This is a genomic window from Halalkalibaculum sp. DA384 (genome assembly GCF_043951955.1).
GTDB lineage: Bacteria > Bacteroidota > Rhodothermia > Balneolales > Balneolaceae > JAMQKA01.
Genome location: NZ_JBINJE010000006.1, coordinates 109,435 through 124,103, shown reverse-complemented (window position 1 = coordinate 124,103; position 14,669 = coordinate 109,435). Strand labels below are relative to the sequence as shown.

At 50.0% G+C, this 14,669-nt stretch carries 11 protein-coding genes and 1 tRNA gene; 3 read left to right on the top strand and 9 right to left on the bottom strand.

Annotated elements, in window-relative coordinates:
- The first annotated feature begins 14 nt into the window (after positions 1-14).
- Genes ACG2E4_RS05790 through ACG2E4_RS05780 form a run of 3 tightly spaced genes read left to right on the top strand, consistent with a single transcriptional unit; the run spans position 15 to position 3,177 of the window.
- Positions 15-1,454: a nicotinate phosphoribosyltransferase gene (locus ACG2E4_RS05790; RefSeq protein WP_395259985.1), complete on the top strand. Its 1,440-nt coding sequence runs from the start codon at positions 15-17 to the stop codon at positions 1,452-1,454.
- A gap of 7 nt (positions 1,455-1,461) precedes the next feature.
- Positions 1,462-2,073, top strand: a complete 612-nt coding sequence (gene pncA, locus ACG2E4_RS05785; RefSeq protein ID WP_395259982.1) for a bifunctional nicotinamidase/pyrazinamidase — start codon at positions 1,462-1,464, stop codon at positions 2,071-2,073.
- A gap of 9 nt (positions 2,074-2,082) precedes the next feature.
- On the top strand, positions 2,083-3,177 hold the full coding sequence (locus ACG2E4_RS05780; protein ID WP_395259980.1) for an NAD(P)/FAD-dependent oxidoreductase: 1,095 nt from the start codon (positions 2,083-2,085) through the stop codon (positions 3,175-3,177).
- 127 nt (positions 3,178-3,304) lie between these two features.
- Here ACG2E4_RS05780 and ACG2E4_RS05775 read toward each other — a convergent pair whose 3' ends face one another.
- The 9 genes from ACG2E4_RS05775 to ACG2E4_RS05735 form a co-directional block, all read right to left on the bottom strand.
- Complete coding sequence (locus ACG2E4_RS05775) at positions 3,305-4,831, bottom strand: NAD(P)/FAD-dependent oxidoreductase (RefSeq protein WP_395275963.1); 1,527 nt, start codon at positions 4,829-4,831, stop codon at positions 3,305-3,307.
- Positions 4,832-4,978: 147 nt separating this feature from the next.
- Positions 4,979-5,944 (bottom strand): radical SAM protein, encoded by a 966-nt coding sequence (locus tag ACG2E4_RS05770; protein WP_395259974.1) that lies wholly within the window; start codon positions 5,942-5,944, stop codon positions 4,979-4,981.
- Complete coding sequence (locus ACG2E4_RS05765) at positions 5,898-7,229, bottom strand: asparagine synthase-related protein (RefSeq protein ID WP_395275961.1); 1,332 nt, start codon at positions 7,227-7,229, stop codon at positions 5,898-5,900. The genes ACG2E4_RS05770 and ACG2E4_RS05765 overlap by 47 nt, the downstream gene beginning before the upstream one ends.
- Positions 7,230-7,381: 152 nt before the next feature.
- Positions 7,382-7,603, bottom strand: a complete 222-nt coding sequence (locus ACG2E4_RS05760) for a hypothetical protein (RefSeq protein WP_395275960.1) — start codon at positions 7,601-7,603, stop codon at positions 7,382-7,384.
- Between the two features lie 689 nt (positions 7,604-8,292).
- Complete coding sequence (locus ACG2E4_RS05755; RefSeq protein WP_395275959.1) at positions 8,293-9,852, bottom strand: DUF5723 family protein; 1,560 nt, start codon at positions 9,850-9,852, stop codon at positions 8,293-8,295.
- A gap of 3 nt (positions 9,853-9,855) precedes the next feature.
- On the bottom strand, positions 9,856-12,105 hold the full coding sequence (locus ACG2E4_RS05750) for a hypothetical protein (protein ID WP_395275958.1): 2,250 nt from the start codon (positions 12,103-12,105) through the stop codon (positions 9,856-9,858).
- A gap of 945 nt (positions 12,106-13,050) precedes the next feature.
- Positions 13,051-13,137, bottom strand: a tRNA-Ser gene (locus tag ACG2E4_RS05745).
- 86 nt (positions 13,138-13,223) lie between these two features.
- Positions 13,224-13,853 (bottom strand): energy transducer TonB, encoded by a 630-nt coding sequence (locus tag ACG2E4_RS05740; RefSeq protein WP_395259962.1) that lies wholly within the window; start codon positions 13,851-13,853, stop codon positions 13,224-13,226.
- A gap of 80 nt (positions 13,854-13,933) precedes the next feature.
- Positions 13,934-14,668, bottom strand: coding sequence for a lysophospholipid acyltransferase family protein (locus ACG2E4_RS05735; protein ID WP_395259959.1), 735 nt, complete (start codon positions 14,666-14,668; stop codon positions 13,934-13,936).
- Position 14,669 lies beyond the last annotated feature (1 nt).

Genomic DNA, 14,669 nt, shown 5'->3' with positions numbered 1-14,669 from the left:
CATAATCCAACATTATGAAAGATACCAAAACCACATACACCGGGAAGCAGACGTTGACGCGTCCTGCTCTCTATACCGATTACTACGAACTTACAATGACCCAGGGGTATTTCCTGTCTGGCCGGCAGGATGAACCCGCCGTATTCGACTATTTTTTTCGCGACAATCCTTTCGACGGCGGCTATGTCATCTTTGCCGGGCTATCCGATCTCCTGGAAATTCTTTCCGGCTTCAGGTTCCATGACGACGAACTTCAATATTTGGCTGACGAGGGATTTCATCCCGATTTCCTGGAGTACCTTCGCGACTTTGAACTGGACGCCACCCTCTATTCAGCCCGGGAGGGTGAAGTGGTTTTTCCTCTCGAACCTGTTGTTCGCGTAGAGGGAAATATCATCGAAACCCAGATCCTGGAGACCCTCCTGTTGAATATACTCAATTTTGAGTCCCTCATTGCCACCAAGGCGTCTAGGATGAAATATGCGGCTGAAGATCGGACTATTCTCGATTTCGGGCTCCGGCGGGCACAGGGATTGGGTGGCATCCAGGCCAGCAAGGCTGCTGTTATCGGAGGAGTGAAGGCGACCTCAAATGTGTATGCCTCCCATCGGCATGGACTGCCCGCCAGCGGGACGATGGCCCACTCCTGGATTCAGTCGTTTAATACAGAGCTCGAGGCGTTCCGCACATTTGCCGAATATTATGCCAACGATACCGTTCTGCTCGTCGACACCTATGACACGCTGCAGATTGGAGTGCCAAATGCAATCAAAGTCGCCAAGGAGATGGAAAAACGGGGTGAACGTCTGAAAGGAATTCGCCTGGACAGTGGCGACCTTGCCTATTTTGCCCGTAAATCCCGCCGGATGCTGGACGAAGCCGGCCTGGACTATGTAAAAATTGCGGCTTCAAATCAGCTGGACGAGCGGCTGATAAAAAGCTTGTTGAGTCAAGATGCGCCGATCGACCTGTTTGGGGTGGGCACACGGCTGGTAACAGGGCAAGATTCGCCGGCCCTTGACGGCGTTTACAAGCTGTGCGAGGTCAATGGAGATCCCCGGCTGAAGCTCTCCGAAAATGTCGAAAAAATCACGCTTCCCGGTCGGAAGAAGGTCTGCCGATACCTGTACGAAGACGGCACCTTTTACGGGGATGGCATCATGTTGGAGGGCGAGACCGATACAAAAACGATTATCCATCCCCATTATCCCTCCAAAAGAAGCGAGGTCGGTCAGTTCCGCAGTGAGGAGCTGCTTCACAAAGTATTTGATCGCGGAGAACGGATCATCGACTTACCAACTGCAGCTGAATCTGCAACATATGCTCAAAAACGCCTTGAGCTGCTTAATCCCGAACACAAAAGGTTCGAGAATCCTCATATCTACAAGGTGGGTATCAGCAAAGAACTGATGGAGTTGCGGGATAATTTATCTCAGAAATTGAAAAAAAACTGACTTGGTTATGCAAGCTTTATTGATTATCGACGTACAAAATGATTTTTGTCCCGGTGGGGCTCTTGAGGTACCACGGGGTGATGAAGTGGTACCGGTCATCAATCATCTTTCTGACACATTTGATATTGTGGTCCAAACCCAGGACTGGCATCCCGAGGGACACTCCTCTTTTGCCTCTTCCCACGAGGGGAAAAAGCCATTTGAAACAGTACAAATGCCGTATGGCCAACAGACACTCTGGCCCGACCACTGTGTGCAGGGGTCCCGCGGAGCCGAATTTCACCGTGCGCTGGAGACCCGGCAAACCCAGCTGATCGTCCGCAAAGGATTCCGAAAGCAGATAGATTCCTATTCGGCCTTCTACGAAAATGACAATGAGACCAGTACAGGGTTGGCCGGATATCTCCGGGAGCGCCAAATTGATACCCTGTATGCAGTAGGGCTGGCGACGGACTTTTGTGTAAAATGGTCGGTAATTGACGGGCTTAACGAGGGTTTTGAGGTTTTTGTCATCGAAGATGCCGTTCGAGGAATCGATATTGACGGTTCTGTTGAGCAGGCCTGGGCAGAAATGAAGGATGCCGGCGCCCAGAAAATCATGTCAAGTGAACTTTTATAGCCCGACCCATTGACTGATTCAACATTCGATTTTTGTATCCTGGGGGCCGGGCTTGCCGGTCTTTCCCTGGCCGATGCCTTAACGGAACGGAATTGCCGCGTATGTGTGATTGAAAAAAATGAGATCGCCTCCGGGGCCTCCGGGACGCCACTGGGTATGGTCAATCCCGCCACCGGCCGCAGGGCCACCAAAACGTGGCGGGCGGAGCAGTGCTACGAGGCGGTATATAAAACGCTCTGGAAAGTTGCCCCCTTTTCTGAAGAACCGTTCTTTACACGAAACGGCGTACTGCGGCCCGCGCTTACTGAGAAAATTGCGCGGAAAATGAAAAATCAGCTGGAAAAAACGGCCTGGCCTCACGGCTGGTGCGAGTGGCTGAGCAGGGAGCAGATACAGCGGAAACACCCCGGCATCAATTGCGTGGAAGGCGGACTGTGGCTACCTGTCGGGCTTACGGTGGATGTTACCCAGTATCTACAGGCCCTGGCACGATATCTTGAAACGCAGGGAGCAACCGTTATTGAACACGCGGACTACCAGCTCAACCAAACCAGTGCCGGGTGGACGGTCAGCCTGGAAACTCGCGAGATAAACTGCGACAAGCTGGTCTTTGCCACCGGTTTTGACATGACCAGGCATCCATTCTGGGATTTCTTGCCTCTTCACCCGATAAAGGGACAGATGGCGATCTTCCAGCCGGATGAACCTCTTCCGTTTGAACATTCCATTTCCAGTCTCGGGTACATTGCCCATATCGGCAACCAATGGTACGCCCAGGGCAGTACCTATGAACACGATTTTGAATCTCTCAACACCGACGAGTATGGAGAGGAGTACCTCCGCAACCGGTTGAGGCGGACCCTTCCGGAACTGGAAGCCAACTCCACCCTGGTGGGACAGTGGGCCGGAGTCCGCATTTCTACTCCCAACCGCAAACCCGTGCTTGGAGAACATCCCGGGCAAAACCACCTCTATGCCTACACCGGACTTGGTTCAAAGGGACTGATGTACGGTAAATTCCTGGCCAATCACTATGCTGATCATCTCCTGGATGGACGTACTCTTTTTGACGCTGTCGATATTCAACGATTTGAGGAAGGATAGATCGCCATTTATAGTTGCAATATCCCCGTGACCGGAATATAAACCAGCGGATTGACCCCTTTCAAAGCTGACTGCAGAGGTCTCATATTTTCAAAAGATCTACCTGCACTCAGATCTGCGTACAGCTCTATAGCTCGGCTGCCGTATGGTGGTACATGTTTTTTGCCCCCGGATCCAGCAAGCCGGCAGTATTATAGGGAGCGATATAGTCTTTGACCAAAGCTCTAAAGCTATGCTGGTCTCCCGCAGTAATATTTTCAGAATCAGTGAGTTGTTGTAAGACCTGGAACAAATCGTCCACCATCTGCTGAATCCCTCTGTCGCCCGCAGACAAAAAATGGGAAGGCACTTTCCCCCTTAACCGCTGCTGCTCATAGCGGATGGCCGCAGTAAAATAGAGCATCGTCCAGCTGTTAAAGAGCTCGAAAGCGTGGAGTCCCCGGTAGCACCCGGCCACCAGCTTGTCAATTAACTCCAGCTCTCTGAAAATTCCTTCCTCGTAGCGTGTGAGTTCGGCGTAGAGTTTCGGATTATCATCCCAGTGACGGATTATAGTTTCAACGACCCTTTCCACACCTGAGAGCGAATGGGCAATTCCCGTACTGTGCAGTGGATCCACAAAGCCAATGGTGTGGGGCAGTGCCACCCATCCCTCCCCCACTGCTTTTGCAAGACAGCGCTGCAACCGACCGGTTCGAAAAATCCTGCCCGGCACGGCCGCCAATTTCGCTGGTGCAGTCACAGCCCGGAGAGAAGGATAGCTGGCGATGATCGAGTTCCACTCATCCACGGCCGATATCGTTTTATTGTTACCGAAGCGGTTTTGATCCAGCATGATGCCCATGCTGGTACGCTCATTATTGAACCTGAGCATCCATACCCAGCCCTCCTCTATCAGGTGATGAAGAGCTGAATGGTCGGGATCGTAGGGGTAGTCAATCGCCGGTATATCCAGTTGCTGCAGGATCTCCGACCAGGGCGTAACATTTTCAAAATGGGTGTAGAGCGCCCGGGAGTTGGTATGGAATCCGTCATCTGCAGAATCAATATTCATGTAGTTACCCAGAAAAGATGGGGTCCCGGTGGCATCCACAAGGAGATCAGCAGCAAATACAACATGATGTCCCCCCCGATCGGCGTGGAATGACCACGAGTCATCCTTCTCACAACGTGATATATCGGTATCGTCAAAATAAGGGATACCGTATTCCTTAACTTTTTCAACCAAAAAGGCATCAAGCTCTGACCGCAACCAGTTCGTGTCGGAGTTTTCATTGCTTGAGCTGGCGGCCACAAGCAGCTCACGGGTGTGATCTTCGTCAGTTGAAAAGGGATATTGTTTATCGTGTTTGTAGTAGCTGAAGCCCCGCTTTAAACCGCACGTGATTTCCGGGTAGTTTTTTTGCCAGCTGCCGTATCGTGAGAAATCCCGAAGCCACGACAGGGAGTAACGGTCTGAAAGATCCCGCAATATCATGTCGGCGACCGGGGTCGAAGATTCACCAATGGCAAACCGCGGGTGACTGCCTTTTTCGACCAGGCACACCTCAAAACCGGCCTGATGCAGGCAGAGGGTCGCAAGCGAGCCGGCGAAACCCGCTCCCACAATGAGAATATCAGCTTTTATGGTCTGTTTTGTCCTGTTGGTGCTCATCGGCGTGTAATGATGGTTAATTACCAGGAAGACCGGATCTGAATCAATTACATATCCTTACAGGCGGATGTTACTGTCTCCGGTCATCGGACAGGATCCCCGGCATTGGTTCCTCCTTCCTGGTGTAGAAAGGCCCCGTATTCTATATCAATATTCACATTCACATGAAACAGCCGGCAACACCTGTTGTTTCAAATTCATCTCACGGAGACGCTCCTCCCGTTCTTCAAAACAACGGGAACAGGAGGCAAATTGTTGAAGATCCCAGAGATCGGCGAAAATTCGTCCCCCGACCGACTCCATTGCCCGTTCAACAGCCTCTTCCAGCGCTCCCAGGGTTGGCGGAACGTAGACTCCCTCTTCCCGCAGTTTTTCCATGATTCCGTTTCCCGGACGAGTGGGAATTATGGAGCTGCACCTGGCCCCTTGCTCGTAAGCGAACCGGGCGGATTTCAGCGTCCATTCAATACCTTCGTACCTGCCCGCAAGATACGGGGGATTCAACAGCAGAAAGGTGCGTATCGAGATAGCGTTGCTTCGTAAAAAAGAAGAAGCCTCTACGAAATCTTGCCGGGTAAACTGTTTATTCAGCTTTGGCAGCACTTCCGGGTGAATCGTTTCCAGTCCGATGGCAATTTCGAGTTCACCCTCCAGGAGTTCGCTGAATGCGACACAGTGCGAACCGCAGAGTTTGGGATGATTTTCGACGATTACCCGGTCATAACCTGAAAGCAGATCAGCGACCGCTTCGTAATCATCCGGCGGCACGGCCTTTGTATCAAAAAAATTGCCGCTGTTGTAGAGTTTCACCACCGACGCCTCTGGTAACCGTTCAAGCGCGTACTGGATCTGGCGGGGCACGGCTCCCACGGGCGTGGCCTCATCGAGGGTATTTTTCCAAAGGTCGCACATCAGGCACCGAAACGGGCACTCCCGGTTGGTAAGGAAGATGGTGTTGACCTCACGAATGGTTCCACCCTCATCGGGTTCCCGCTCATGCAGAAATTGATAAGGAACAGAGGGATCGACCGGATTTTTCGGGGGACGCAGCTGCTCAATCTGGGCACTACCGGGCATAAAGCGAGGAAAAATATGATCTATATTCTGTCTCATGTTCAGGGAACAGCTCCTCAAATAGTTCATCGGTCACCGCCCCGTGCTGAAACCGCCGTTTGGGGAAGACCGGCATATCGACCCCGGTAACCTGTTTTATTCCCCGCTGCACAATCTCTCCTTTCAGCGCGTAGAGCTCCTGCTCATCCCAGTTGGTGAGCTGTATAAATGGAATACCCTCAGAAACCTCGATCACATTGGGGAGCGAGTAGGGGCTGAATCCCTCAAAGTTGTACTTACGCTCCGGGGCGTAGGTACGTACGTGTCCCCGGCTCTGTCCACCGGAATAGGTTAACGAATGCTTTATTTTATCAACGCCCCATCCCTCGTGATAGAGAAGCGGGTTGCTGAGTACGCTTCGGATGGTGAGCTCGTCGTTGGCATCTATCGGGTAGTCTTTGAGATTTTCATCTCCTCCATCACCGTCGGCCAGGAATTTCCAGTCCGGATATCGCTGGCGAATCTTCCTGCAGAGAGCCAGCGTCATCGCGGCCGCCTGGACGTCCAGTGGTTTGTAATCTTCTATAACCTCAATCGCCTCCCTGAAATCGATTTCTGACTTTTCAACATCCATTACTTCCAGGAACAGCGACATATCCAGCTCATCAAGAAAAGAGTGGGCCTGCTTTACATCGGCTCCGCCATCAACCGACAGGGTGAACGCCTTGAGACGTTGCGGCGAGAGTCCCATCTCCAGCATCAAGTGGTGCAGTACCACGAAAACGGAACCGCTGTCAATTCCACCGGAAAAAAGCACCCCCACCGGTTCATCTTCGGGAATACCCCGAAGCCATTTCTGGCATTCATCAGCCAACGCCCCGATGTAGGCTCGTCCTATTTCGTCAAGGTCTTCATTCAGGCTGTTCTGTTCCGGTTTAAAATAGCGCTTGTACGTCGGACTCGGATCCGGGCAGCCGACGATATCCAGCCGCACAAGGTAGTGGGCGGGCACCATTCGCGTATATGAGGGATGAAACTGCTCCTCCATGTCCTGCTCCTCCAGATATCCATAAATTTCATCAATGCGTTCAGCTACAATCAGCAACGGACCGGATTCCTGCTTGGCCAGAAAGTATCGCATCGGGCGACCAATAGACCGCGCCAGGAATACCTGGTCTTCCACTTTCGTCACGATGGCGTACTGGCCGTCAATATTTCTAACCTTTTCAGCATTGCCGGAGGCCACCAGCTCTTCGGCTTCCTCCTCCGACATATTAAAAATTTGATTTAGCCCGGGATCAAGCAGATTTACAAAATCGCTAACATATGCTGTTTGGTTTGTCACAGTAAAAATATCTTGCGTTCGAAAATTTTGTTTACTCACGGAAAAGGGAAAAAATATAAACGGATGGAAACTCATTGCCAAATAGAATTGCCCTGGAACGGATACACTCCCAGTATCTTTGCCATTGTGAGCCCTGTTCCAGCCGGTTCTTTTTACCGGACCAGGTAGTCGCCGCTATGTATGATCAGCTGTCCTTTCTCATCTACCGAAAGGTTCCCGTGCATGCTGGTTTTATCAAAGCTCATAATTTTTCGTTCTACTTCGGCTACTTTATTTTTTGCCTCCCTGTCCTGCCGCTGTTTTAACACCGTCCGTACCTTGTACCAGGCGTATAGCCGATCTTCCGGGGTTCCGTCCCAAAACCAGTAAAACATTTGCTGAAGTTCTGTATCCACCCTCGATTTTATTACTCTTTTGGCGCCCCACCTTAATACAGAACGAATCAACAGGTAAGCCATTAATATGGATGCGAGAGCAAGGGCTGGAGCGGCTATCAGCATATTAAGCTACGTTTATACATTAGGGAGATATGTCGGACTGAAGCGGTGCTCAGGGTTAAGAAAGCTCCTGTCACCACCATAGCGATATAGGTATAAACGGAAAAACGTCCGTGACCTGCAAATTATTTATGATAAACCCGAGGTTAGCCCTCGGTCCAGGATGCCGGGAAAGAATCAATTTTGCTGCCAGCCGGCGTCAATTCTACGGCTCTAACCGGATTTCACAGCATGTTACTCCTGTTAGCATTATGTTATATTTGAATATGGTATAATCATATGCATGCCATTGAGTTACAGGATTTTAACAGAAATACTTGTGGAAAATGCGGGCTAACTATAGCCTGTAAAACGTGACAGCATAATACAACCCCGGGCAGTGGAATCCCGGGGTGTAAAGTCCATAACGATAATTTTACAGGGACCTTTGCAGAACCTGCTATTTTTTTTGGAGGTGGTTGAACCACCGACCTTGTTGACCTTTTAAACGGGAGCACTACTCCCTTTTAACGAGATTGAGGGATTTGCAAAGCCCTATTCCATAGGATAGCAGGAGATTATGATCATTAAAAGCGAAAGACCAGCCCACTCCAGGCTGCCCCGAGATTGGTTCCATTCGACATGGAGTTGGGTACAGAAGAGGCAGCTACATTAAACTCAAAACTGTTGAAGGCCAGACCTATGCCGGCAGAGTACGAGGTGGAGGAGTATCCTCCCGTTCGCATTCCCACACGGAGCGGCAAGAAACCGAGCAGCCGATATTCGATACCGGCCGTCATGGAAGCGCGTTTGCTGTTAATTCCCCGATCGACAAAACCGGTGCCGAGATCCATCGACAAGCTGAGCTTGTTCATCGTGAGCTGGGCCCCAAAATTCAGCATGGAGGGCAGGGATTTAGTAATGCTCGCAACTCCGGTTGGCGCAAAACCGCCATATATATCCGACCCGATGCTGTCGGCCAGCACATGGTTGTAGTATTCGCCTTCATCCCCGTTAAACTCGTTGTCTATGCGTTCCTGGTCGATCTCAAACCCATTCCACACCAGCAGGTCATCTGCAGCGAACCGTCCGAACTGATTATCGAACGAGACCGAACCCAGGTCGGTAAGTGAAAGTCCGACGCGAAGTCGCTCAGCCCCTGATGAAACAGCTCCGATAATCGGAACTTCAACATCCATCTGGGCCGTCACGCCGAGATCAAGTCCAAATCCGGTGCCTTTAATTTCGTAGAAATCGGAAGCGGCGGGCTCAACATAATCTCCCAGCTCGGGATTTTGCGATGAATTCTGACGGTCATTATAGTAATTATTAAGTTGTTCGGTCACCTCACCCGTTGTTTCAACAGTATAGGCAAAATCATGGCGAAGCTCGTCTATATAATCATCGCGGCGCTGAATTTCGAGCGTTGAATTAAGATTCATCCTGGAATAGTTCATGCCGAGCAGCAGTTTGGGAGCTGCGCCTGCAAAAACCTGGATATTTTCGAATATACCGAACAGGTTGGATATACCAAGCAATTTTGTGGAAAATCCCGCCGATACTTCAGCAAAGGTCATAGATTCCACACTCAGGTCTACCGGCCTGGGAGAAGAAAAGATCTCCCCATCCAGCCCGTAAATTCCGAGTTCGGCCAATCCCCGGTTCATACCGGCGCTGGTCATCGTTCGGGTACGCAGTGCCAGGCTGGCACTCCACTGCTCTCCACGGGTTGAGAGCCCTATCGGTATGAAATCCAGCTGGAGGCCGGCTGTCTGCATTTTTTCAGGATCGGAACCGAACCACTGGTCCAGGGCATCCGCGGCAACCTGGTCTGTAACAGTAAGCCCCTTCGTAAAATATTTATTGTATACCGAGATATTGGCCAATCCACCGCCGCCCGATGTGCTGATCCCCCCCAGCAGTCCCACGGTAAAGTTATTTTCCGTGTTGTTCTGAAGCATGAGGTTTGCGGGGTTGACAAAATTAGCGTGGTACCCGTTCAGGTATGCTGTTCCGCCGCCGCCGAGTCCGAGACTGGTCGCTGAAACGTGCCTGGATTGCGCCTGAACCGAACCGGCAGCAACCGTTAACAAGCCAATAAAAAGGGCAATTTTTTGGGTATAGCGTTTCATTGTATTGAATTTCATTTTCTAGTTAACGGTTGATTCAACAGAGCCACTTAAACTTATTTTTACGGATATGGTATCCTCCGCCCTGAGGCGTACAGAACTCCTGTTTTGATCGGTGTTTAACCCGATCAGGAACTCCATGTCGGTTGTTTGATTTAACAGGTTGAGCTGATCCTGTTCCAGCGAGATACTCAAATTGCCGGCATTAGCCTCAGTAACAAATCCCGAACCACTATCGACGGTAGCAGAGCCAATGGTCAGGGGATCTTGCGAAGATGAGGGAATGCGGGTCACCTCGTTGCCGTCGGCGTCAAGCAGCACCAGGTTCAACGTAGTTCCAAGTGGCAGGCCGTTGGTGTAGTCGATATGTATCGTTCCTTCCGTTAGGCGCTGATCGTCCTGCTCGGGATCCGGCAGGTCTCCCAGGTCCACTTCAACCGTGTCACGGTAGCTGGCAGAATTAGCCGACAGGTCGAGCGGAATATCCACGCTCATCGAGGGATCAAACTCAACCGGGTCGGTGATGGTACCCTCCTGCAGCGACTCGTTGACGGTCGCCACGCTGACAAGACGAATATCTGAGGGCAGGTTATTTAAAAATTCATCGACGTTGGAGTTAGATTTGTCAAAACTAACAAACTGGGGCGTGGCTGGATCCTGCGAGGGACTAATGGTAAACTTAATCAACTGATTGCTGTCAAGCTTGCTGCCGTTCGCATTCAGTTCATCCAGGTTATCTGCGGTCGTGGAATTCACATAGTGAGGTCCGCCCTGCGATCCCTTCAGGTAGACGCGATTACCCCCTGCATCCACCCCGACGATACTGGCATAGATAGTGGCCGGAATCCCGATATTGGTAAAATACCGGATACTCATTTCTGGGTTGGTGAACTCAATTCCATCCAGCTGATCTGAAAGATCTTCAAGCGCATCGATGGTAATAGTTTGCGCCTCATTGTCGTTAAACAGGTCAACCACATCGGTCCCGTTGGAGGGGTCATCGTCATTCACGATCACGTTGCGCGGTACAACCACTCCAAAGGCCTCGTCTATTGCCAGGTTGTTGATTCCGACTGTCGCTCCCATCTGATCAGATTCATTGATCGTGCGGATATCTCCGGAACCGTCCTGGGTGTTTTCCGTCGCCCCCTTGATGTTATACACCAGCTTATTATCCTCGGCAAAGATCCGTACATCCGAAAGGTCAATACTTTCGTCCGGGGCCGTGCCGGAACCGGATCGCGGTATTTGGTCAAACTGAACGGTTACGCTGTCTCCGGGATTATAGGGCGCCCGCCGTATCCCTGGAAATGAGATGATCAGCGGTTCTATTCCCAGATCGATATCGTTTACAATCTGGTCTATCTGCAGCTCTCCCGTTGCTATCTGGATGTAGTGGGTGGGATCTTCAAATCGAAAATTCGCATCGTCAATGGCCACTGACCCGCTGGTTGAAAATCCCTGGGCTTTTATTGCCGCTTCGACCTGCGAGGCAACAACATTTTGTCCCTCCAGCTGGCTCACGATCAGCTCATCCGGGTCATCCTCCATCGGCTGGCTGTTCCAGCTTACATCTACTTCAGCTTTTAAATTCTGCAGAACATCTCCATCCGAGAAGTTGATCTGAAATGAGCGTGAGTTCCCGTCTTCCAGCTGCTCACCCGCCCCCATTTGATCGGTGCCGAGAGTCACGTCTGGACTTCCTCCCGATATTAACCGAAGGGTGATATCGTCAATGGTAAATCCAAGCTCGTTGGTGACATCAATGGTGATGCTGCCTGTATTCCCTTTTATTGTGGCGCTCTGCAGATAATCGGTCGAAATATCAATTTCCACCGTTTCAGAGCCTCCCGGTATGGTGGTTGGGGGACCAAAAAGCGCGGGGTCCAACCCGGTTACTGATTGGAAACCGGCACTCCCGAGATTGCCTGACGATGAAGAAAAATTATTCAGCGCAATTTCGCCCACGCTTGCGTTCACCGAGGTAGGATCGACATCAATTTCAGGAATTGCCCCGTCGAGTTCGCCAAAATCGAAATCCTCTTCCTTCGACAACCGGATGAATCCGTCATTATCCGTTGAAAAAAGAGATTCAAAATCAGGATCTGTCGTATCAATCAGGGCGTCGCTGCTTCCCATAAACTGGTAAGTCTTCTCTGACATTAAAGGCGCCTGTACCTTTTGGTCGACCTTGAAATCAGGACTGTTGGGCTGCTCGCATGCCGTAAGAGTAAGAGCAAAAAATAGAACTGTAATATATAGCGACTTCATAACCGTGTGATCGTTAAATATATAGAATGGTGATTTTGTTGCACCCCTGTTAAACCGGTGGAAACTAATGACATATTTTGTCAAGAATCAACATAAAATTTATTCAAAAGGTATATTTTATTTTCAATAAATACTGAATCCTTATGGGTATATCCTTGCAAAACAGTCTTTTAGGTCACTATACTGGTAAAAATATTAACAATGTATAATCAATCTTATCCGCTCGGGCATTCTCCGCAGATACATCTGACTGATATCGGACATATACGAAACTGAAACAGGCATTCTGGTTGAGAATTATCTCGAATCCAGGATAGGTATGACAACCAACTGAAGCTCAGATTGGAGCGGTGCATACAGCGGCTATTGTAAAATGGAAACAAACGTTAGATCGGATTAATATTCATACAGCTGGTCGCGGGGAAATGGCATCGACCGAAGGAACTTCCCTTTTCAATATTTATTTATTTATTTGGGACCCATGCAGAGCCTCCTGTTTTGCTGGGAAGTGGTTGTGCCACCGACCTTGTTGACCCAGCCCATATTACCTTACAATAATGTATGCATAAATATATGTACCCTGATGGCAGGCAGTATCTAACATCATATGTTACCGAGCTTTTTAGTTGACAGGGTATAAAGCGCTGCGAGATTTGCCCTTCAGCTGCGTTAAAGGGAAATTACCTGCTTAAGGTACAACGGTACGCCTGCGCGGCCATTTCCCCTTTGCCTTGCTGAAGAACAAATTTCCTGGTGAGAAATTCGGGCTAAACGGAAGTATAGCTGCGCCAGAGCGAGGAATTGAGGTTCTGTAAAATCCTCTTATTGGAAGCCGGTTCGCTCCTGTACGCATGAAAGGAAAGCTGAACTGCGTACGGCATCAAAAGAACAACTTCGTCAGGCAAACCAATATAAACTTTGCCTGACAAGTGCTTGAACATACAGCGGAGAGGGAGGGATTCGAACCCTCGGTACCCGTGAGGGCACACTCGCTTTCCAGGCGAGCCCGTTCGACCGCTCCGGCACCTCTCCAAGGAAGTGCGCAAATATAGAGGAATGTGGCAGTTTAATCAAAAGAAATTTCTCTTGATCTCTCCTGGCTGTTAACGATTTACCTGTTAAAAGCCGAATGAAAAGATATGCTCCGTAAAAGCCTTTACCGGTTCCCCGTTGTTCTTTGCCGGCCTGAACTTCCACTTCAAAGCAGCTTCCAGAGTGGCCTCGGTCAATCCATAATTTATGCTGTTTACGATCTCGAAGGAATCACCTTTTTTGTCATATAGCTTAATCCTGGATATTGACGCCTCTTCCACATTGCCTTCCGTATTTACCAGGAAGCTAACCCAAATCTCCGCCTTTATATCCGCCTTTTTGGCTTCTTCAGGCACGGTGGGTTCCACGATACGCACCAGGCTGGGCGATTGCTCCGGGTTGGCGGCCACCTGGTCTCCTTCTCCTCCGGGACCAGTTCCAATTTCCTCGATGGGGTTGGGCAGATTTTGGCGATTCAACTCTTCAACCACAATCGGTTCCTCCTCAATAATCTGATCGTTCGGCACCGGTACCGGCACCTGGGGAGTGGGCGGTGGCGGTGGCGAGCTCCGTTGCGTGGTTATCTGTACATCTTCAATAGCAATGGCGTCGTCAATCGGCTCAAAATCCTGGTAAGTACCGCCGCTCTTTTGCTCAACGGGCCAGAAAAGAAATAACGCTATCATCAACACTTCGGCCACAATGATAGTACCCATAATTTTGATACGGTAGGGCTGACGATGCAGTATGTCTGTTATCTTTTGAAACAATAATATCTCTCCGTTAATACGGTAGTTTATGAGTCTGGATCGCTTCTAAGCGCGTTTAATTCGTTGATCAACCGGGTGTGGACATGTTCTCTCAGATCTTTAACCGTATCAAAATCATTGGGGTTCACCGGCTCCAGCACCGATACCGAGAAACGCTGTTTAAAGTTGAATTTCCATGTTCCCACAGGCATCGCCTGGTATCCCCCTTCCAAAACGAGCGGCTGTATTCTAAAATTATATCGGCGGGCCAGCGTAAAAGCTCCATCTTTAAACTGACCGATCTCGCCCGTTTCAGTGCGCGTCCCCTCCGGAAAGAACATGGCGGGAATACCCGACTGAATCGGCTCTACCAGCTCGTCCAGCAATTTAACGGATTTCAGGCTCTTGCGGTCAATACCTAAATGGCCCGTCATCGTAATAATCCACCCGAGAAAGGGAATCTTGAACAGGCTTTTTTTGGAGACCCATTTCATGGTCCACGGCAGCAGATAGGTTAACGGCATATCCAGGAAACTTTGATGATTGGCAACAAACACGGTCGGTATTCCCGGTTCATAATTTGAAGTGCCTTTAATCGTAATTTTCCAGCCTGGAACCACTTTGAGCAAACAAAACGCAAGTCCCTTTAACATACGATTGGGCAGCTGGCGGTGCCGGTCAAAAGGGAAGGTGAGTATAAACGTGATGGTGACCAGCACAAAAAAAGTGACGAAACACACGGTCCACCAGATCCAGTTAATACCACTCCAAAAAGTGCGCATA